The sequence below is a fragment of the Paraburkholderia sp. JPY465 genome (genome assembly GCF_050436725.1).
GTDB classification, from domain to species: Bacteria; Pseudomonadota; Gammaproteobacteria; order Burkholderiales; family Burkholderiaceae; genus Paraburkholderia; species Paraburkholderia youngii.
The window spans coordinates 384,713-402,346 of the sequence record NZ_JBNDMT010000002.1; the positions used below are offsets into that span (position 1 = coordinate 384,713).

Here is a 17,634-nt window from a genome sequence, read left to right on the forward strand (position 1 = left end):
CCGCTACCGCTTAACCGACAGAACCCCAATCCACGGACCCGGTCGTGATTATCTGACCGGCGATGCTGCCGATAAGCGCACCGGCAAGCGGACCGAGATAGAACGACGCAACAATCTCAATCGCCGCGCTCAGCACCTGACCAAATGCGCCGAGGCCGCCCTCCTGGACAAACTGCGTATGCAGGTTGTCGCTCACTGCGACTTGCGAAAACGCGCTGCCGAGTTCTTGCTGAATCTGGCCGAGAATCATCTGCGTACCAGGCTGATCAACCGTCCCATCCGCATTGAGCTTCTGCAGCGCTCCACCAATCTGGCTTAGCGTCTCGACGTTCAGGTTCATGTTCGCCGCGCTCATGAAGCCGCCCGGCTGAACCGTCGTACCTGTCTCCTCGATATAGCCGCCCTTCACCTTCGCCCAGATCTGCCCGACGTCGACCTGGTTGGCCTGGTTGGTCAACGTATCGGTGTTGACCGTAAGCGTACCCGAAGCGCTAATGCTCCCTGTATTGAGAATGCTGCCACCGTCATCCTTGCCGAAATTCAGCGTGACGTCCTGGCCAGAGATATTGCCGCCCGCCGACATTGCATTGCTGCTGGTCGGCAGATAAACCTGCGGCATTAGCGCTGTGATCGTCGGACACGTATTCAACGCCGGGCCCGTCGCCGTACACGATGGATCCGGAACGGTTTGCTCCACATACCACAGCATCGGCTTGTCGAGCGCGTTGATCTGCGTCTGCGTCAGCGCCTCACCAAGTTGGACGTTGTTCGCCGTCGCGTAGTCGAGCGCGTTCTGATACAGGTAACTCTTCTCCTGCTCCGTCACCGAGGTATTGGTCTTGCTGTCATACGTCAGTCCATCGACAAAGCTCGCCTTGCCGGTTTGCTGCAACGCCGCCTGCTGCAAAACCAGGTCTTCCTCCTGCGGGTTGTAATAGAACAGCGTTGAGGTAGGCTGAAGGTTGGCCGGAAGCGCATTGATCAAATCCTGCGGACCGAGGTTGCCGAGCGTGGACGTACCCAGCGAGCCATCCACGTATGAAGCCTTCCCAGCCACTGCAGCCGGTAAGGCGCCGCCCACCTGACGCTGCATCGTGATGCTGATGCCAGGCATATTCACCGGGCTGAGCGAAATAACCTGCGACGGCCCATTGACACGCGGCGTATAGGTGTTGGCCGTCGTGATGCCATTGATCAGCTTCTGCCCGGTCAACGTAACCGACGTGCCGATCACGTTGCCGACATTCTGGATCTGTCCGCCCGACGTAATGGTCAGATTCGGCGCCTGAATCGTGGCCGCAATGTTGCCGACCGGCTGCGGCGGATCGATCGTGCCCCCCGTGTTCGTATAGGCACTGCCATAGAGCGCCGTGCACTCGGCCGGCGACCCGCACGCCCAGACGTCATGACGCTTGTCCGCGCTGAACATGCCGGTTTCCTGCACCCAGTGCGAGTGCCAGTACGCATTGAGCGTCTGTGCCTCATTCACCACCGGACCTGCCACCGTGATAGTCGCCGCAGTCCCCGCGCTAATCAGACTGCCAATGTTCGTCAGGCTGCCCGCATTGATCTGCAGGTTATTGCCCGCGCTGATCACCGAGGAACTGCCCGACTGCTGGTCGACATAACCTTCGCAGTAGCTCTCCTTGTAACCGCCCGCCGTCATACAGCCCGAATATTGTTCCTTCGAGCCATAGTCCTGATGAACCGGAACTGGCGGCGGCAACGTGTTGGTTATCGCGCCCGACACGTTGAGCGTGATATTGTTGCCCGCCACGATTTGGCCGGACGTGTTGGTCAGTGCTTGCGCAGGGGTTGTCGCACTGGCAGTCGTACCGACACCGCCAATCACGATGTCGTGACCAGCGAGAAGATTGCCATACGTATTGCTGACCTGGCCGGCGGCGATAACGAGGTCGTTGCCGGCGTATATCGTCGCGCTCTGCTGCGCGTAGCTGAAACTCGTCGTCGTCGGGTTGTCTCCCCGATAGCCCATTCCGGCGGCGCACTCGCTGGCCGACACGCCCGTCGCGCATCCGGGCGAACTGCTCGTCGACGTAATGCGCTCACCCTGGTTGCTGAATGACTGGGCGCCACTTGCGTTGAAATTGCGGCCCGCATAGATATTCCCGCTGTTGACGAGGTTGCCGCCCGACAGGTTCACATCCTGGCCGGCCACGATCAAGCCTTGCTGGCCAAACGTTGTGGTCGTAGTCGTGATGCTCGCAGGAACCGACGCGGTCGAATTGAACGTAGCCGTACTTTCGCCGCCCACGTATCCGCCAAGCTCGTAAGGGATCGGCGCGTTGTAAAGACCGACGCTCCCCAGCGCATGCAGTTGCGCCATGAAAGCGTTGAGTTGTGTCTGGTCGACCGTGTCCACCACCGTCGCCGTCACATCTCCAAGCGAACCGTTATTCAGCGACTGAAGGTTGAAGTTGACATTGCCGCCGGCAGAAATGATGCCATCGGCGTTCGACAGTGAACCTGCGGTCAGGGTGATGTTGCCCCCCGCCATGATGGTGCCCGGCGTGCCGGCGCCTGGAGCCGTGACAGTGCGATCGATACCCGGCAGAGCGATCGTCTGATATGAAACGCCGGCTTGCTGCAAATTGCTGCCGACCTGCGTCGGCTCCGTGAGTTGTGCGCCATACATGCCGGTCAAGGCAGCGTTGTGCGCCACGTCGAGCACGCCATTCGCCAGGTCGGGGCCCAGGTCGGACAAGGTCGCGTTGTAGGTATAGGTCGCGTCGTAATACGATCCGCCGTTGCCGCCCGTGAACCCATGAACCGTCTGCGTGCCGACCACTATCGAGCCATACAGTGACGGGTCGTCGGCGGCCGAAACCACTTGGGTAGACGATGTCAAACCGCCCTGAACACCATCGTTGACGACCGCGCCCGCATTGATGGTGAGGTTCCCCGCGGCCGAGATCGTGCCCGTCGTATTCTGCAGCGTGCCGCCCAGCGAAAACTGCATGTTGCCGTTGGACTGCGTCGTCGCGCCCTGGTTGTCGTAGTTGCCCCCGTTCACCGAAAGCAGGTTGCCCGCTTCCACAGTGCCACGGTTCGTAGCGTTGCCGTTGAGCGTCAGCGCGTCGCCCGCATGCATCACCGCGCCGACGGCGTTGTTCAAGGTGCCGTTGAACGTTACGTCGTTGCCGGCGATCTGACCGAAGTTCGTGAACGCGCCATTGGTCGTGATCGTCAACGGCGCCGTGCCGGTCATCGTGCCGTAGTTGTTGATCCCGTTCAGCCCCGTTAGCGTCACGCTTTGACCGCCATAACTCCACGTTCCGGTGTTATTGATGGACCCCGCGGTAATCGAGAGCTGACCGCCCTGGCTAATCGTTCCCTGCGATGGATCAAACGCCATATTCACGGCGCTGATGCCCCTGTTGCGCTGCGCGAGAATCTGGCCACTGGCGTTGTAGAACGAACCGTCCCCGCCGTTGATCGTAAGCGAGACGTCGCCAGTCGTCGGGCCACCGGGTGCATTCGGATTTCCCGCGAAGATGAGCCCGTTCTGGTTATTCAACGTGCCCGTGTTGACCGACAGGCCGTTCAAGGCCATCAACGATCCGCCTGAGTTATTCAGGCTGCCTGCAACGGAGATATTCGTCGTCGAGCCATTCACTAGGCCCGCGTTGGTGAAGTTCGTTGCGTTGATCGTCGTTGTGGTCGTCGACGCCAGCGACGCGTTCGCCGCATTCGTCAGGCTCGGGGCGGACACGTACAACGCACCGCCGGACAACACCTGGCTCGCGTTGTAAAAGCCATTGCCGGAGGTCAGCGTCGCCCCGCCGACCACATCTATCGCGGCGCCGACCAATGAGAGCTGATTCGACGCAGAGGCCGCCAAGGTCCCGCCGACAAGCGCCGAACCCAAGCTCACATTCGTGCCACTGAACTGCATGTTGCCTGTCGACACCATCGACGTCTGGCTCGCATCGACCGTCCCCTGCGCGCTCACGTTCACATTCTTCGAGCCGCCTTGCGAGCCACTCAACGTGACATTGCCGCCGTTCAGCGTGAACTGCCCCGCCACCGTGCTAGTCCCGCTCAACGTGAGCGTCTGCCCGGCGCTCAGCGTCGTATCGCCGTTCGCCGAGACGCCCGCCACGTTAACATTGCCGTGCGTGCCCGCGACATTGACCGTGCCCATCGACGACACTGCGCCGATCACCGTCGCGTTATTGGCCGCCTGAATCGCCACGTTGCCGCCGGACTGCACGTTGCCGCTAAAGCCAACACTGCCGCCCGTGGAATTTGCCGTCACATTGCCCACGGCCGTCGTCGCGCCGAGCGACATATCACCAACCGAGGTCGCCGTGAATAGGCCCGCGCCCTGGATCTCCCCAAGCGTGACGGCGCCGCCCGCACCGACCGTGACGTCCTTGCCGAACGTCAGCGAGCCACTGCCGTAGACGGAGCCGCCTGCGTTGATGGTGGCGAGGCCGAGGCCGAGGAATGCGCCGGTCAACGTAGCATTGCCACCTGAACTGATCGTCGTGTCGCCGTTGACGAGTCCACCATTCAGCGCCAGCGCGCCTCCCGATGTTACCTTCAGGTTGCCTTGACTCGTCACCGCGCCGCCGACGCTCAAAATGCCGCCGCCCGCGCTCAACGTGACATCCGAATTCGCGCCGAGCATGCCGTTTGCCGCGAGATTGCGGCCCGCGGTCACCGTGAGCGCGCCGACAGCCGAAGCATTTCCGCCGATCGTCGCGTCGCGCACGGCCGTCACGCTGAGCGACGCGCCCGAGGCGAGCGTGCCGCCCACGCTCACATCGCCCGCGCCATCGTGTCCTTGCGCCTGCAACGCAATTGCGCCGCCGGCTTGCGCCATGCCCATTGACAGATCGTTGCCCGCTGTCGCACTCAAGGTGCCGTTGGTCGCGACGATGCCGCTCACACCGATGCTGCCGCCCGCGTTCAGCGTAGCCTGCTGGCCAAACGCGACGGAACCCGCGTTGATCGAACCGCCTGCCGTCAAGGTACCCACGTTCTGTGCGCCGATGCCACCGGTCAACGTCAGGTCGCCAGCCGATGTGAGTTGCGCATTGCCGCCCACCGTCGTCGCACCGGAGAAGGTCAGCGCCTGGCCAGCGTTCGCGTTCAGGTTGCCTTGCGTTATGACATTCGCAGCACTCGCGTTGCCATTGGTCGCCGTCAGCGTCAGATCGCCCGCGGCATTGACATCGGCGAGTGCGATGTTGCGCGCGGAGTCGATCGTCGTCGTTCCACCGGCATTGATCGCGCCGCCCACGGTGGCATCGCGCGTGGCCTGCAGCGTCAGCGTGCCGAGTGCCGTCGCCGTGCCGGCGAGCGTGACGTCACCGCCGTCTGCGTTGCCATTCGCGGTCACGGCGAGGTTGCCGGTCACCGCCTGCACGCTACCGAGGCCGGCGTTGTTGCCGCCCGTCACCGTGACGCTTGCGCCTTGCAGTGCGCCGGTCAATGCCAGGTCATGCGCCGCGTTCAGTGTTACTGCCTGAGCAAAGGCCGCCGTACCCGCGCCGTTGATATCGTGCGATGCCGTCAGCGTGCCGCCGAGCTGGCCGGCAAGCGCGCCGGTCAGTTGGATATCACGACCGGCCTGCACGGTCACGGCTTGGACCACGTTGATCTGGCCGCCGAGCTGCGTATCGAGCCCGGATATCAGGTTCAGCGCGCCGGAGGTCGTCGTTGCACCGGACAGCGCGATGCTGCCGGTCGCGGCCGTCGCAGTCAGATCGCCGGCCGTGGTTTGCAGCGTGCCGCTTGCCGTCACGTTGCGTTGCGCGGCCAGGGTCAGCGCGTCGCCGCTGGTTAGCGAACCGGTGAGCAGCACGTCGCGCGCGCCAGCCAGCGTGACGACGCCAGGCGCCGTTGCCGTGCCCGTGATGGCGGCATCGCCGCCGCCCGCATTGCCGTTCGCGATGAGCGTCAGCGTGGTCGCCGAATTGACGTCGTTCAGCGATGCGTTGTTGCCGCCCGTCGCATTGACGACATTCGCCTGCACCCCGCCGCTCAGCGCGATATCACGTTGCGCCGTGTAGTGCGCCGCTTGTGTAAACGCCTGCGTACCGGCACCGCCGATATCGCGCCCCGCCGCCACGACACCATTCGCCTGGCCGACCACCAAGCCATTCAGGAACGCATCGCGACCCGCATTCAACGTGACGTCGCCGACCGCGCTTGTGCTCGCGCCCAACGATAGATCGAGACCGGCCGTGATCGCCAGCGCGCCGCCGCTGTTGATACCGCCCGTCGCGTTCAGACTGCCCTGCCGCGCATTGAGCACTGAATCGCCAACCGACTCGACCGCGCCCGCAACGTTGATATCGTGTTGCGCGTTAATGCCAACGGTCGTGCCGCTGGCGATCTTGCCCGTCGTCGCCACTGTCACATCGTTCTGCGCCGTCGCCGTCACAGTACCTGCCGCGGCAACCGAACCGTTGACCGTGAGATTGCCCGAGCCATTAGCCGTATTCGTGCCGTTCGCGTTCAACGCAACGGTGCTGGCCGATTCGACGTTGTTGACGCTGATGTTGCCCGCCGCCGTCACCTGAACCGCCTGACCCTGGATCAGTCCACCTTGCGCCACATCGCGGCCCGCGTTCAGCGTAGTCGCCTGCGTGAAGGTCATCGTGCCCGCGCCGCTAATGTCACGACCCGCTGTGACAATGCCTTGTCCCTGTCCGGCAAGCATGCCGGTCACGTTGACGTCGCGCGTTGCGTTGAGCGTCGCGTCGAACGCAGCGGTGGTCGTGCCGCCGAAGTTGATGTCGGTGCCAGCCTGCACGTTGAACGCGCCGTTGCTCGCGATCGTGCCTGTCGAACCGACGCTACCGTTCTGCGCGGTCAGCGTGGTGTCGCCAGCCGATTGAATCGATCCGCTGATGCCGATGTTCTGACCGGCATTTAGCGTGACCGCCGCACCGCCCGTCACCGCACCGGTGATGTTCAGATCCTGAGTCGCCGAAAGCGCGAGGCTCGATGCCGCCTGCACGTCATGCAACGTCGCAGAGCCGCCCGCGTTCGTCTGCACGGTGCCGCCGCGCAGCGAACCCGTCAAGGTCGTGTCGCCACCGGAACTGACGTTCGCCGCGAGGCCGAACGCGCTGGTCGCCGAGCCCGCAATCGTGCCGCCAGCCGTCAACGTGCCGTTGCCTTGCGCGACGACCGAGCCGTTCATCGTCAGGCTCTGGCCCGCGTTGACAGTCAGATCGCCGAGCGCGGAAGTGCCTTGCGTACCGAGGTCGACCGATTGCGCTGCATTAATCAGCAAGTTGTCGCCGGACTGAATGTTGCCGGTACTCGTCAGCGAGCCCGCTGCGTTTGTCAGCGTGACGTTGCCGTTCGACGCGACGCTGCCGGCGATCGACGTGTTGCCGCCGCTCGTCACGTTCAGCGGGTTCGCGCTTTGCAGTGCGCCATTGATCGACGTGTCGCCGCTCGAAGTCAACGACGCCGTCGACAACGACGCCACCAGTCCGTTGACTGCCAGAGTGCCACCGTTCGCCACAACATGAAGCGCCGAGTTCGCCTGCACGTTGTTCAACGCCACACCATGACCTGCAGTCAACGCGACGCCCGCGCCTTGCAACGCGCCAGTCACCGACAAGTCGTTCGCGGCAGAGACGTTCGCATCATTGGCGAACCCACTGCTGCCGCCCGCGATCACGTCATGACCCGCGCTCAGCGTCGCCGCGCCCTGCCCCGCCAGCGTGCCACCGATGGTTAGGTCATGCCCCGCCGTCAGCGTCGTATCGCCGGTTACGCTCGTCGAACCGATCAGCGCGACATCCTGCGCACCGCTAACGACGAGGTCCGCCGCGCCGTTCAATGTGCCGCTCGAATTCACGCTGCCATTCACCGCCGCGACCGACAGATCGCCAACCGCCTGCACGGTGCCCGCCGCTGCAACCGCAACATTGCGTTGCGCCGTCAGCGTGACCTGCGAGCCACCCGCCAGCGTGCCATTGACGATCACATCGCGTGCCGCCCGAACATTCGCCGCGCCAACCGAAGCAGCGTTGCCGTTGAACGTCACGTCACCGCCGCCGGCCGGATTGCTGGTGATCCCGTTCGCCGCCACGTTGAACGCACCGCCCGCCTGCACATCGGCAAGACTCGCGTCGTTGCCCGCCGTGACTTGCAGACCATTGGCGAGCAGCTTGCCGGTGAACGCGACGTCCTGTCCCGTCGTCAACGTACCGTTCTGGCCGAACGCCACCGATCCGCTGCCGGTGAGATTGTTCTGTGCATTGAACTCGCCATCCTGCTGCACGATGACCACGCCCGGAACGTCGAGGTTGCGCCCAGCGCTCACTTGCGCACCGGTGCCAACGAGCAGCGAACCCGCTACCGAGATATCGCGCACGACATTGGCTGCGAGCGTGGTGCCGCTTGCAAGCGATCCGCTCACCGAGAAGTCCTGGCCCGCCGTCACCACCACGCCTTTCTGCGCGGTGGCCTGCCCAACCACATTCGTGTCCTGACCCGACGTCAGCGCGAGGTTATTGCCGCTCCTGACGGTTCCGTTGGTCGTCACGCTGCCTTGCCGCGCGGTCAAGGCGAGATCGCTCGACGTTTGCAGCGCGCCGTTCACGTTGACGTTGCGCTGCGCTGCCGCCTGCAACGTACTGCCGTTGGTCTGCCCGTTGACGTTGATGTCACGCGCGGCCTGCAAGCTCGTCGCGCCGCTCATGACGGAGGTGCCGTTCAGGTTGATGTCGCCTGTGCCGCCGTTGCCTCGAGCGCTCACCGCGAGCGCGCCGCCGGTTTGCACGTCGCCAAGCGTGACGTTCGCGCCGCCCGTGACCGCCGTATCGCCGTCCGATTGCGCATTCGCCACGTTGACGTTGCCGCCGGCCGTGACGGCGAGCTTCCCGCCGGTCTGAATCGTGCCGGTCGACGTGACGTCGCCATTCGCGTTGATCGAGTAACCGCTGATGCCGACGTGCGCGCCGGTCATCGACAGGTTGCCGCTCGCCTGCAGCGTGGCTTGTTGTTGCGCGGCCGAGCCGTTCACCGTCAAGTCGCCGTTCGACGACAGCAGCAGATCGCCGGTATTCGCCGCCATCTGCGCATCGGTGCGCACGCCCATGCCGGCCGCGGTGCCGATCACCTGGATCTGGCCGGCGGTCATCGCGCCAAACACCGTGGCGTCGATGGCGAGACCGTTATTGGCGTGGCCGTTGGCGCTATTGATCGCGTTGGCGGAGTTATCCGAACCGTTCGCGGACGTCGCATACGTGGTGCCGTTACTGCTCACCGCCGACGGCAGCACGGACTGTCGCCCGGCAATCGCATTGATCCGCGAGCCGGCATACAGAGGTGCATTGATGCCGATGGTTTCGCCGATCAGGTCGATCGTGCCGACCGTGCCTTCAATACCGGCACCCGGGCCGTTTACGCCCGCGTTGCCTTCGACCTGAATATGGCCACCGGTTACGCTATAACCGATCGCCTGCGCGCTATTAAAATCGGTAACCGTGCCTTTGAGGTCGCTCAAAAATTGGGGCGTGCCGGTCGTCAAGGTGACGCCGATCGTATTCGTGAATCCGGTGCCGTTGGTCGTGATGCCGTTGGGATTCGCAATAATGACGGTTGCAGGCGCACCGAACACTTCGAGTGGCCCGTTGAGCAAGCTCGCGTACGCAGCGCCCGTCGACGTCACCTGATTGACAATCACGCTCGCTGTACGGCCCACGAGATTTGGATTCGCCTGCAGATCGCCACCTGTGAGCGAGGTGCCACCCATCAGGCTGTTATTCAGAATCAGACCGACCGGATCGATGTTGAAACGCTGGTACTTGTTAAGCGAAATCCCTGTCGCATTTGGTGCGGTGATGTTCACGACAGGCACGCCGCCGCCCGCGCCGGTGGTCTGCGTGATCTTAGGTTGAAACGTGATCGGCGCACTCGGATCGACAATTGGCGCGGCCTGCGCCATTTGCATCGCAAAACGGATACGCACCGCGCTCAGGTCGATGATGCGTTGCCACGCCTCGTCATCCAGACGATGGCTGCCGGAAGCCAGCACTCCTGCAGCGTCGCGACTTTGCTCGAACGTGATCGAGAGCGGTCCGGCGAACAGCGTCAATGCGACGAACGCCGACACCGCGCGCTGCCATACGCGAAACGCACGCGCAGGCATCGGCACCGCCCGGCACAGCCGCGCGGAGCGCATGCCGCGGGCGTGCCGCTCGTCGTGTGCCTGACGGTTTTGTTCGAGTTGTCGTAAAGCGTTGCGTGTGGACACGTTCATGGTGCGCTCGTTTTTTTTGGTTCTTGTACTTCCGGCACTTCTTCTTCGCCGTTCCGGGCGACCAACCCAAACGGCGTTGCAGCGGTTTCATCCCGTCCGCTGCGCGCTCTGCAAAAGCAAGGCTTTTTATTGCTGCTGAATGCGGGCGTTTTTCATCAGATCGACCACGACCTGTGCCGTGGCTTTCTCCAGCGCGACCTGTTCGAGCTGCTTACGCAACGTATCTTTGATCTGGTCGTATTGGGGAATCTGCGTCGGACGCTTTTCGTCGACCCGCAGAATCCAGTACGCGTCGCCGGTTTGCACCGGCGTGCTTGAAACGCCGCCTTGCGGCAACTTGACGAGCGCTTCGGCGAGCGGCTGCGGCCAGTTCTGTGTGTTACCCGGCTGAATTGGCGTCTTGAACGAAATCCAGTTCATTGCGCCGCCTTGTGCCGCGCCCGGGCCCTGGCTGTACTGCTTCGCGAGTTGCGCGAAGTCGGTGCCCTTCTTCAGTTGCGCTAGCACCGTTTGAGCGGTGTCGGCATCTTTCACGGCGATTGCGCTCGGCTTGTATTCGTTGTCACCGAGGGTCGCGACGATCGCGTCGTATTTCGCCTTCACATCGGCATCGGTGACGGGTGTGGGCTTGACCTCATCGCGCAGATACGCAGCGATCATCGCGGCGGTCTTCGCCTGCTCGACGGCGGCCACGACTTGCGGACGCGATTCGTAATGCTGCTTCTCAGCAGCCTGGCGGAACAGTTCACGCGCGATCAGCTGGTTCCTGACTGCCGCGCGCAACGCGGGCGTATCCGGCACGTTCAACGCACGCACGGCCTGGTCGAGTTGGTCCTGCGTAATCACGACGTTGTTGACGCGTGCCACGCCGTTGGCGGGCAACGGACCACCGATGGCATCTGCGGCTTTGTCGGCCGGGGCTTTTGCCTTGGGCCTGTTGGCAGCATGCGCCGCGGGCGGCAAACCGGCTGCAAGACCGATCGTGGCGATCAGCATGGCGTTGCGAATCCTGACTGCGATCGGACGATGTTTCATGTGAACCTCTTTAGAGTGACCAGTTGAGTGTGGCGAGCAGCACGGTGGCTTTTCTCCCCAGCGCCGCGGGTTGGAGCAAGGCCTGACCAAGCAGCACCTCGCTAGTGACGGTTTGTGTTTTGTAGCGCCATTGCGCGCGTGCGCCGATGCCGGTGCCCATGAGCGTCGGCCAGCCGCCCTGCGCGACCAGATGCGATTTGCCGCCGTCGAGAAAGACGTACGGTTCCAGATGCGCGTCGTGCCAGACCGGCACGTTTTGCCAAGCGGCCTCGTTGCGCAGATAGAAGCCGCTGTCGCCGGCAATGCCGCCTTCGGTAAAGCCGCGCACGGAACCCATGCCGCCGAGGAAGATCTGCTCGTTGCCGAACATCGCGACATGGCTGTACTGGCCACGCAACATGCCGCGATAGGTCCATTGCATACTAGCCAACGTCCCGAGCGCGACCTGCAGCGTGGCGGTCGCGTCCACTTTGGTGAACTGGCTGTGCGCATCGACTTCGTCGATATCGGGGGCGTCATGGCTCGCGCAGAGCCACGGCAAGCCTTGCGACACACCGATGTCCCACGTCGCGGCCGCGGCCTGATCTTGCGCGACGAAGCGGCGTAAGCCGTTCAAGCCGATACGTAACACCGTGAGGTCCTGCGGCGCCAGGTCGATGCCATTCAGGCTGCGTTCCGTGCGCATTTTGGTGAGCGTCACGTCGACGCTGCTTCGGCCGGCGCGCGAGCGCGTCAGCACGTCGTTCCAGCCGAGAATCTGGCTGAATGTGCGGCCCTGGAGCAGCGCGACATCACTGATGGTCTGCTGGTATTCGGAGAGCGACGTCGTGTAGCTAAAGGTCTGATAGCCGTACGGCGCCGCCGCGGAAAACACCACGGCGTTGCTGTCCTGCGTGCCGACGTAGTTGAACGACAACGACTCCTGCAAATCAATTACGTTGTCCGCTTCGACACCGGCGCGGTAGCGCAGCGTGCCGGTTTGCGAGCTGCCGTAGTTGTCGATGCCGATGTCATAGAAAACGCGGTCGCCGTAGTGGTTCGTGATTGCCACCACCGAATCGCCCGGCGTCGCGCCTGGCATGATCTGGATCTCGGCCTGATTGCGGCGCAACCGGTTGATCTGGTCGACGCCCTGTTCGAGATCGGGCAAGCGCAGCACATCGCCCGTACTATCGCCGAAGGCCCATACGGTGCCCGCATCCGTTAGCAGCCCGCCGCCGTGTGTCGTGTACCACGGCTCGTTCGGATCGCGTGGACGCAGCGGTTTTCCGTTCAGCGTGAAGGCCGACACTTTGCCGTCGACGATGTTGATTCTCAGCGTACCGGAGGCGAGATTCTGCGCGCCGAGATATGCACGCGTCGTAATGTAGCCTCGTGCGATGAACGCCTCGGTCACGCGGCGCAACAGCAGGTTGATGCGGTTGCGGCCGAGCTGCTTGCCGATGAACGGCGCGGCGATCCGGTCGAGTTCGCTCGCGCCAAGCACGGTGTCACCGATGAAATCAATGTGGTCGATCTTGAACAGCGGCTCGACGTCGGGCAGCGTTTCGACATCCGCGCCTTCGGGCAGATTGACTACTGTCGGCTGGGGCACTTCGATCTGTGGAGGCGGCTGCTGGATTTCGTCGCGCCGCTGGCGGTCGCGTTGCTCTTGCAGCAGCCGTTGCGCCGGGTCCTGTTCGGCCCGGAACGGCACGCCGCCCAATGCCGCCGCATTCGGCATACTCGGCGGCGCTTGCGCGAATCCCCGCGCCGCCGCTGCACCGGCGAGTATCGCCAGCGTGCAACGTCCAAGCCGTGGCTTGTGGCGCTTCACAGCGCGCGGAGTGGTCCGGCTTGTTGCCCAACTCGTGACCATGTCCGAGGCCCACTTCATAGACCGAACCACGACACGAGCCCAAGATGGTTGTGATTGCCGATCGTGACCGGGGCGCGATACGGCACGCGAATGGTATTCACACCGCCCGCGGCGTTGACGCCGCCAGGCGCGTTGAACGAGCCACCTTCAATATCCGCCTCACCGGTCAGCTCAACCTGGCCAGAGCCGCCACTGAACAAACCACCCGTATCAGCCGCGAAGATCGCCGACCACGAGTTGCCGAACCACGCCTTGAGATCATGCGTACGATTGATCGCGGTGTAGCCGAGTACAGCTTGTGCGAGGGTTTTAGGCGCGTCGAGTTTGAGCGTGCCTTCCGCCGACACCAGGCCACCGGTGTTGGTGATCTGCGTGCCGGCTTTCAGCGCGATGTCATTGTTCGCCTGGATCACGCCGCCGTAGCCCTGCACATTGCTCGACGAACTCGAACTGCAGAAGAAGAAGCATGTTTGATGAAACGACGCCTGCCCGGTGAAGATCGCCTGCGTCAGTAACTGGTCACGTGCGGTGATCGAAATGGAGCCGCCAACGGTCGGATTCTGCGGGTCGATTTGCGCGAGAATCGTGCCGCCGATGTTGTGCACGTTCTGCGCGGCAATGGTCACGTTGCCGGCGTTCGCGCTCAGGTAAGAGAGTTTGTCCGGATCGGCGAGCGCGCCGTAGTCGACGTTGAAACCGTCGTCACGGTGTTCGACGAAAATCAGGCGCCAGCTGCGGTCCGAGTAGCTGACCGGTGCGCCGCCGTTCACACCGCTCGAATGATCGACGATGTTGTCGACATCGCCGCCCGCACTGATCGTCAGATTGTGGTTCGACAAAATGCGCGCGTTCTGATTCGTCACGGAGCCACCGGCCGTCACGGACACATCGCCGCCCCTCCCGAATATCACGGCGAGGGAACTGTCGGGCGTCGACCGGTTCAGCACGTTGCCTGCCGCCTTCAGCGTGACTGCGCCGAGCGATGCGCTGTCCTGAGCGTTCTTCTGCTGGCCTTGTATCAGCGAACCGACGCTGGTGATGTCGCCCGTGCTGGTCAGCACGACACCGCTGGTGGTCGAACCAATAACCGATTGCCCGGCGACGTCCTGCGCCAACGCGATGCCCGCGCCGCTCACGTCGATGCCAGCATTCGCGAGCACGCTGCTGCCCGTGAGGCTCACGGCGCCAGTGGTGGTCAATGTCGCCGAGCCACCCTTCGCCGTCAGCGTCGTATCCGACAGCGTGATGCCGTCCTGCGCCTGCAGATCGAGGTTGTTCGCCGCCGTGAGAGAAGTGTTCAGGAACTGCACCGAGCCGTTCGACGCCAGCGTGAAATCGCCGAGGGTCGCGTTCATTGGCCCCGCGCTGCGCACGCCTGGGCCCTTGTCGGTGACGATCAGCTGCACACGGCCACTCGCCAGGCTGCCCGCAGCGGTGATGTCGATCGCGAATGAACTGGCCGTGGCCGCGCTGATGGTCGGACTCAGCGTAAGCCAGTCGTTAGAGTTATCGTTGGGCGAAACTGCCGTGTTCAGGGAGACATGGCTGTTGCCTGCCACGGCACGCACGTACGCGGTCGGCGACGAGAAGCTGTTGCTGAGCGCCCCGATGAGCTGCACGTTCTTTGCGATCAGATCGAGCCCAATCAGTGCACTCGCCAGTCCCTGCGGACCGACGACGATGGTCCCGGTGTTCGTGTCGAGCAAGATGTCCCGCTCCGGAGGCCCCGCGATCGGAATGGTGTCCTTGAAACTGACCTGTCCAGTGGTGAGCGCAACGCGCCCCGTGTTGACGAAAGACCCACCATTAACCGTAATGCCGTTCGGATTCGCCAATATCACGTTGGCACGCGAACCAAGCACATCGATTTGACCGCTGATTATGCTGGGATTGGTACTTGTTACCTGATTGACAATCGTTCTGGCATTAATACCCACGTTATTAAGCGTGGCGCCTGCCGCGTCTACGCTGAAATTCGTGTAGGTATTATTTGAAACGCCCGCGAACGCCGGCGCGATATTGACAGTTTGATGGCCATTTGCACTGGTTGAAACAGTGGTTGTAGTTCCGCCATCAACCGATATGCCAACTGCATAAGAACTGTAGGGGACGGCAGTGAGCGCGGCGACAATCAACCTGACTTGCAATCCATATCGACGCGAGCCCCCGTGGCCCGCGCTGCTACTTCGTACGCTGGTCAACATTTTTCTGTTCACGCAACCGGTCGTTGCGGGTTCTCTTTGGTCAATCGGCTACTACGCGCGGTCGTTGCAGTCGCGCTTTTGTGTGACGAATAACGGCAAGAACCGGGTTTTACTTTAGGAATGTCTGGAAAGTTTTATATTACGTTTCGCCTTCAAAAGCCGGCGCTTCAAACATGCGAGCCGGTCGGGTTGAACATGGCCCCAAATTTTGGACAAACGAAGAAGCGCCCTGTGCTCCGCGGTGCACATAATCTGCGCGTCATTGTCGTTCTATCAGAATCACCTCCTTCGATAGCAAAGCTCGCGAAAAATTGTGCGTGGTAGACCGAGTTTCGAGATTCCCGAAACTTTGGTGTTCCCGAAACGCAATTTTTGCCTTCCCGCAGACTTTGTTGTGCCCCGATAGGTCTGTGGCAGATAAAAAATAATTTGACAGACTATCTTAAGATATATATCTTACGATGCATCTTACGACATTTATGGGAGGCATCCCAGATGCGTCATCCTCATCGTTTTTCCGGTCCGCGCGATGCGCAGAACCGTTGTCACGCGGGCTTCGGCCATCCGCCGCTGCATGCGGGCGACGTCGCCGGCCGCGGCGCTTCCCTCGACCCTCGGCACCGCTTCCTGTTCCACGTTTTGCTTCACGGCTTCGGCCATCATCACGAGCAACGCTTCGGCGGCCGCGGCTCGCGCTTCGGCGGTCATGGCGGCCCCGGCGGCATGGGCGGATACGGTGGTTTCGGCGGCGGCCCGGGCGGCTTCGGCGGCGACGGCGATGGCTTCCCGCGTGGCCGCAAATTCAGCTCCGACGATCTGCAACTGCTGCTGCTATCGCTGATCGACACGCAGCCGAGTCACGGCTACGAACTGATCAAGGCGCTCGAAACCCGCTCGAACGGTTTCTACAGCCCGAGCCCCGGCATGGTCTATCCGGCACTGACCTATCTCGAAGAGCTCGGCTACGTCACCGTGCAGCTCGAAGGCAACCGCAAGCGCTATGAGCTGGCCGATGCGGGCCGCGAATATCTGGCCGCGAACCGCGAGCGCGTCGAACTGATGTTCGCGCGGCTCTCGCATATCGCCCGCAAGATGGATTCGGTGCGCCGCGCGTTGGCCGGCGAAGAGCCGGCCGACGTCAGCGAAGGCGGCTGGGTGCCGGAGCTGAACGAAGCGCGCCGCACGCTGAAGAACGCGCTGCTGCGCCGCGACAACGCGCCGGCCGACGAGCAGCGCCGCATCGCCGCGATCCTGATGAGCGCGGCCAGGGAAATCGAAGGCGGCGGCAACGGCAACAAAGCGAAGACCGGCAACGACAGCGAGCCGACCGTCTGACAACGCGCGCTCGTCCACGAGACAACCCGCGCGTCCTCCCAAACCGAACAGGAGCACCACGCTCATGCAAGAACAACTCACTCGCCCCGACCTCGCCGTGCATCGCGTGCGGCATCCGTTGAAGTTTCGTCTGCTGCAGGTCAAACAGGTGCGCGCGCTGACGCCGCACCTGATTCGCGTGACCTTGACCGGCGACGATCTGCACGACTTCGTGTCAGCGTCGTTCGACGACCACATCAAGGTGTTTTTCCCCGAACCCGGCGCCGACAAACCGACGCTGCCGCAAGCCGGCCCCGACGGCCCGGTGTTCCCCGAAGGCAAGCGGCCGACCGCGCGCGATTTCACGCCGCGCCGTTTCGATCGCGACGCCCGCGAGCTCGACATCGAGTTCGCGCTGCACGACGCAGGCCCCGCGGCGATATGGGCCGCGCAGGCGCAGGTAGGCCAGTATCTGGGCGTCGGCGGCCCGCGCGGCTCGCTGGTGATTCCGACCGGCTTCGACTGGCATCTGCTGATCGGCGACGACACCGCGCTGCCCGCGATCGCACGACGTCTCGAAGAGTTGCCGGCCGGCACGCGCGTCGCCGCGGTAATCGAGGTCGCCGATCCGTCCGCGCGCATCGAGTTCACGACTGAAGCCGAGCTGCACCTCGTCTGGTGCTATCGCAGCGAAGCCGACACGCAGACCGGCACGCGCGGCGAAGCGCTGTTGCACGCGGTGCGCGATACCTGGCTGCCGGAGAACGGCGAAGGCTACGTGTGGGCCGCCGGCGAGGCGGCGGCGATCCGCGCGGTGCGTCAGCATCTGTGCGGCGAGCGCGGCGTCGACAAAGCGCGGATTCGCGCGGCCAGCTACTGGAAACAGGGTGCGGTCGCGGTCCACGAAACGATCGACGACTGAGCTCCTGCTCGCGTCGCGCGCGGCATCAGCGGCGTACTTCGAA

Annotated in this window: 6 protein-coding genes; 2 read left to right on the forward strand and 4 right to left on the reverse strand. The window is 63.2% G+C overall.

Annotated features, from left to right (window positions below; all coding sequences use genetic code 11):
* Positions 1 to 10: 10 nt before the first annotated feature.
* The 4 genes from QFZ94_RS03900 to QFZ94_RS03915 form a co-directional block, all read right to left on the reverse strand.
* On the reverse strand, positions 11 to 10,258 hold the full coding sequence (locus tag QFZ94_RS03900) for a filamentous hemagglutinin N-terminal domain-containing protein (RefSeq protein WP_429455650.1): 10,248 nt from the start codon (positions 10,256 to 10,258) through the stop codon (positions 11 to 13).
* A 126-nt stretch (positions 10,259 to 10,384) separates the two neighbouring features.
* Positions 10,385 to 11,293, reverse strand: a complete 909-nt coding sequence (locus QFZ94_RS03905) for a peptidylprolyl isomerase (protein ID WP_429455651.1) — start codon at positions 11,291 to 11,293, stop codon at positions 10,385 to 10,387.
* A 10-nt stretch (positions 11,294 to 11,303) separates the two neighbouring features.
* Complete coding sequence (locus QFZ94_RS03910; protein ID WP_429457695.1) at positions 11,304 to 13,016, reverse strand: ShlB/FhaC/HecB family hemolysin secretion/activation protein; 1,713 nt, start codon at positions 13,014 to 13,016, stop codon at positions 11,304 to 11,306.
* A 149-nt stretch (positions 13,017 to 13,165) separates the two neighbouring features.
* Positions 13,166 to 15,355 carry a filamentous hemagglutinin N-terminal domain-containing protein gene (locus QFZ94_RS03915; protein WP_429455652.1) on the reverse strand — a complete coding sequence of 730 codons (2,190 nt, stop codon included), beginning with the start codon at positions 15,353 to 15,355 and terminating at the stop codon, positions 13,166 to 13,168.
* Positions 15,356 to 15,850: 495 nt separating this feature from the next.
* Between QFZ94_RS03915 and QFZ94_RS03920 the strand changes: the two genes are divergently transcribed.
* Both QFZ94_RS03920 and QFZ94_RS03925 read left to right on the forward strand, forming a co-directional pair.
* Complete coding sequence (locus tag QFZ94_RS03920; RefSeq protein WP_429455653.1) at positions 15,851 to 16,690, forward strand: PadR family transcriptional regulator; 840 nt, start codon at positions 15,851 to 15,853, stop codon at positions 16,688 to 16,690.
* 64 nt (positions 16,691 to 16,754) lie between these two features.
* Complete coding sequence (locus QFZ94_RS03925) at positions 16,755 to 17,591, forward strand: siderophore-interacting protein (protein WP_429455654.1); 837 nt, start codon at positions 16,755 to 16,757, stop codon at positions 17,589 to 17,591.
* Positions 17,592 to 17,634 lie beyond the last annotated feature (43 nt).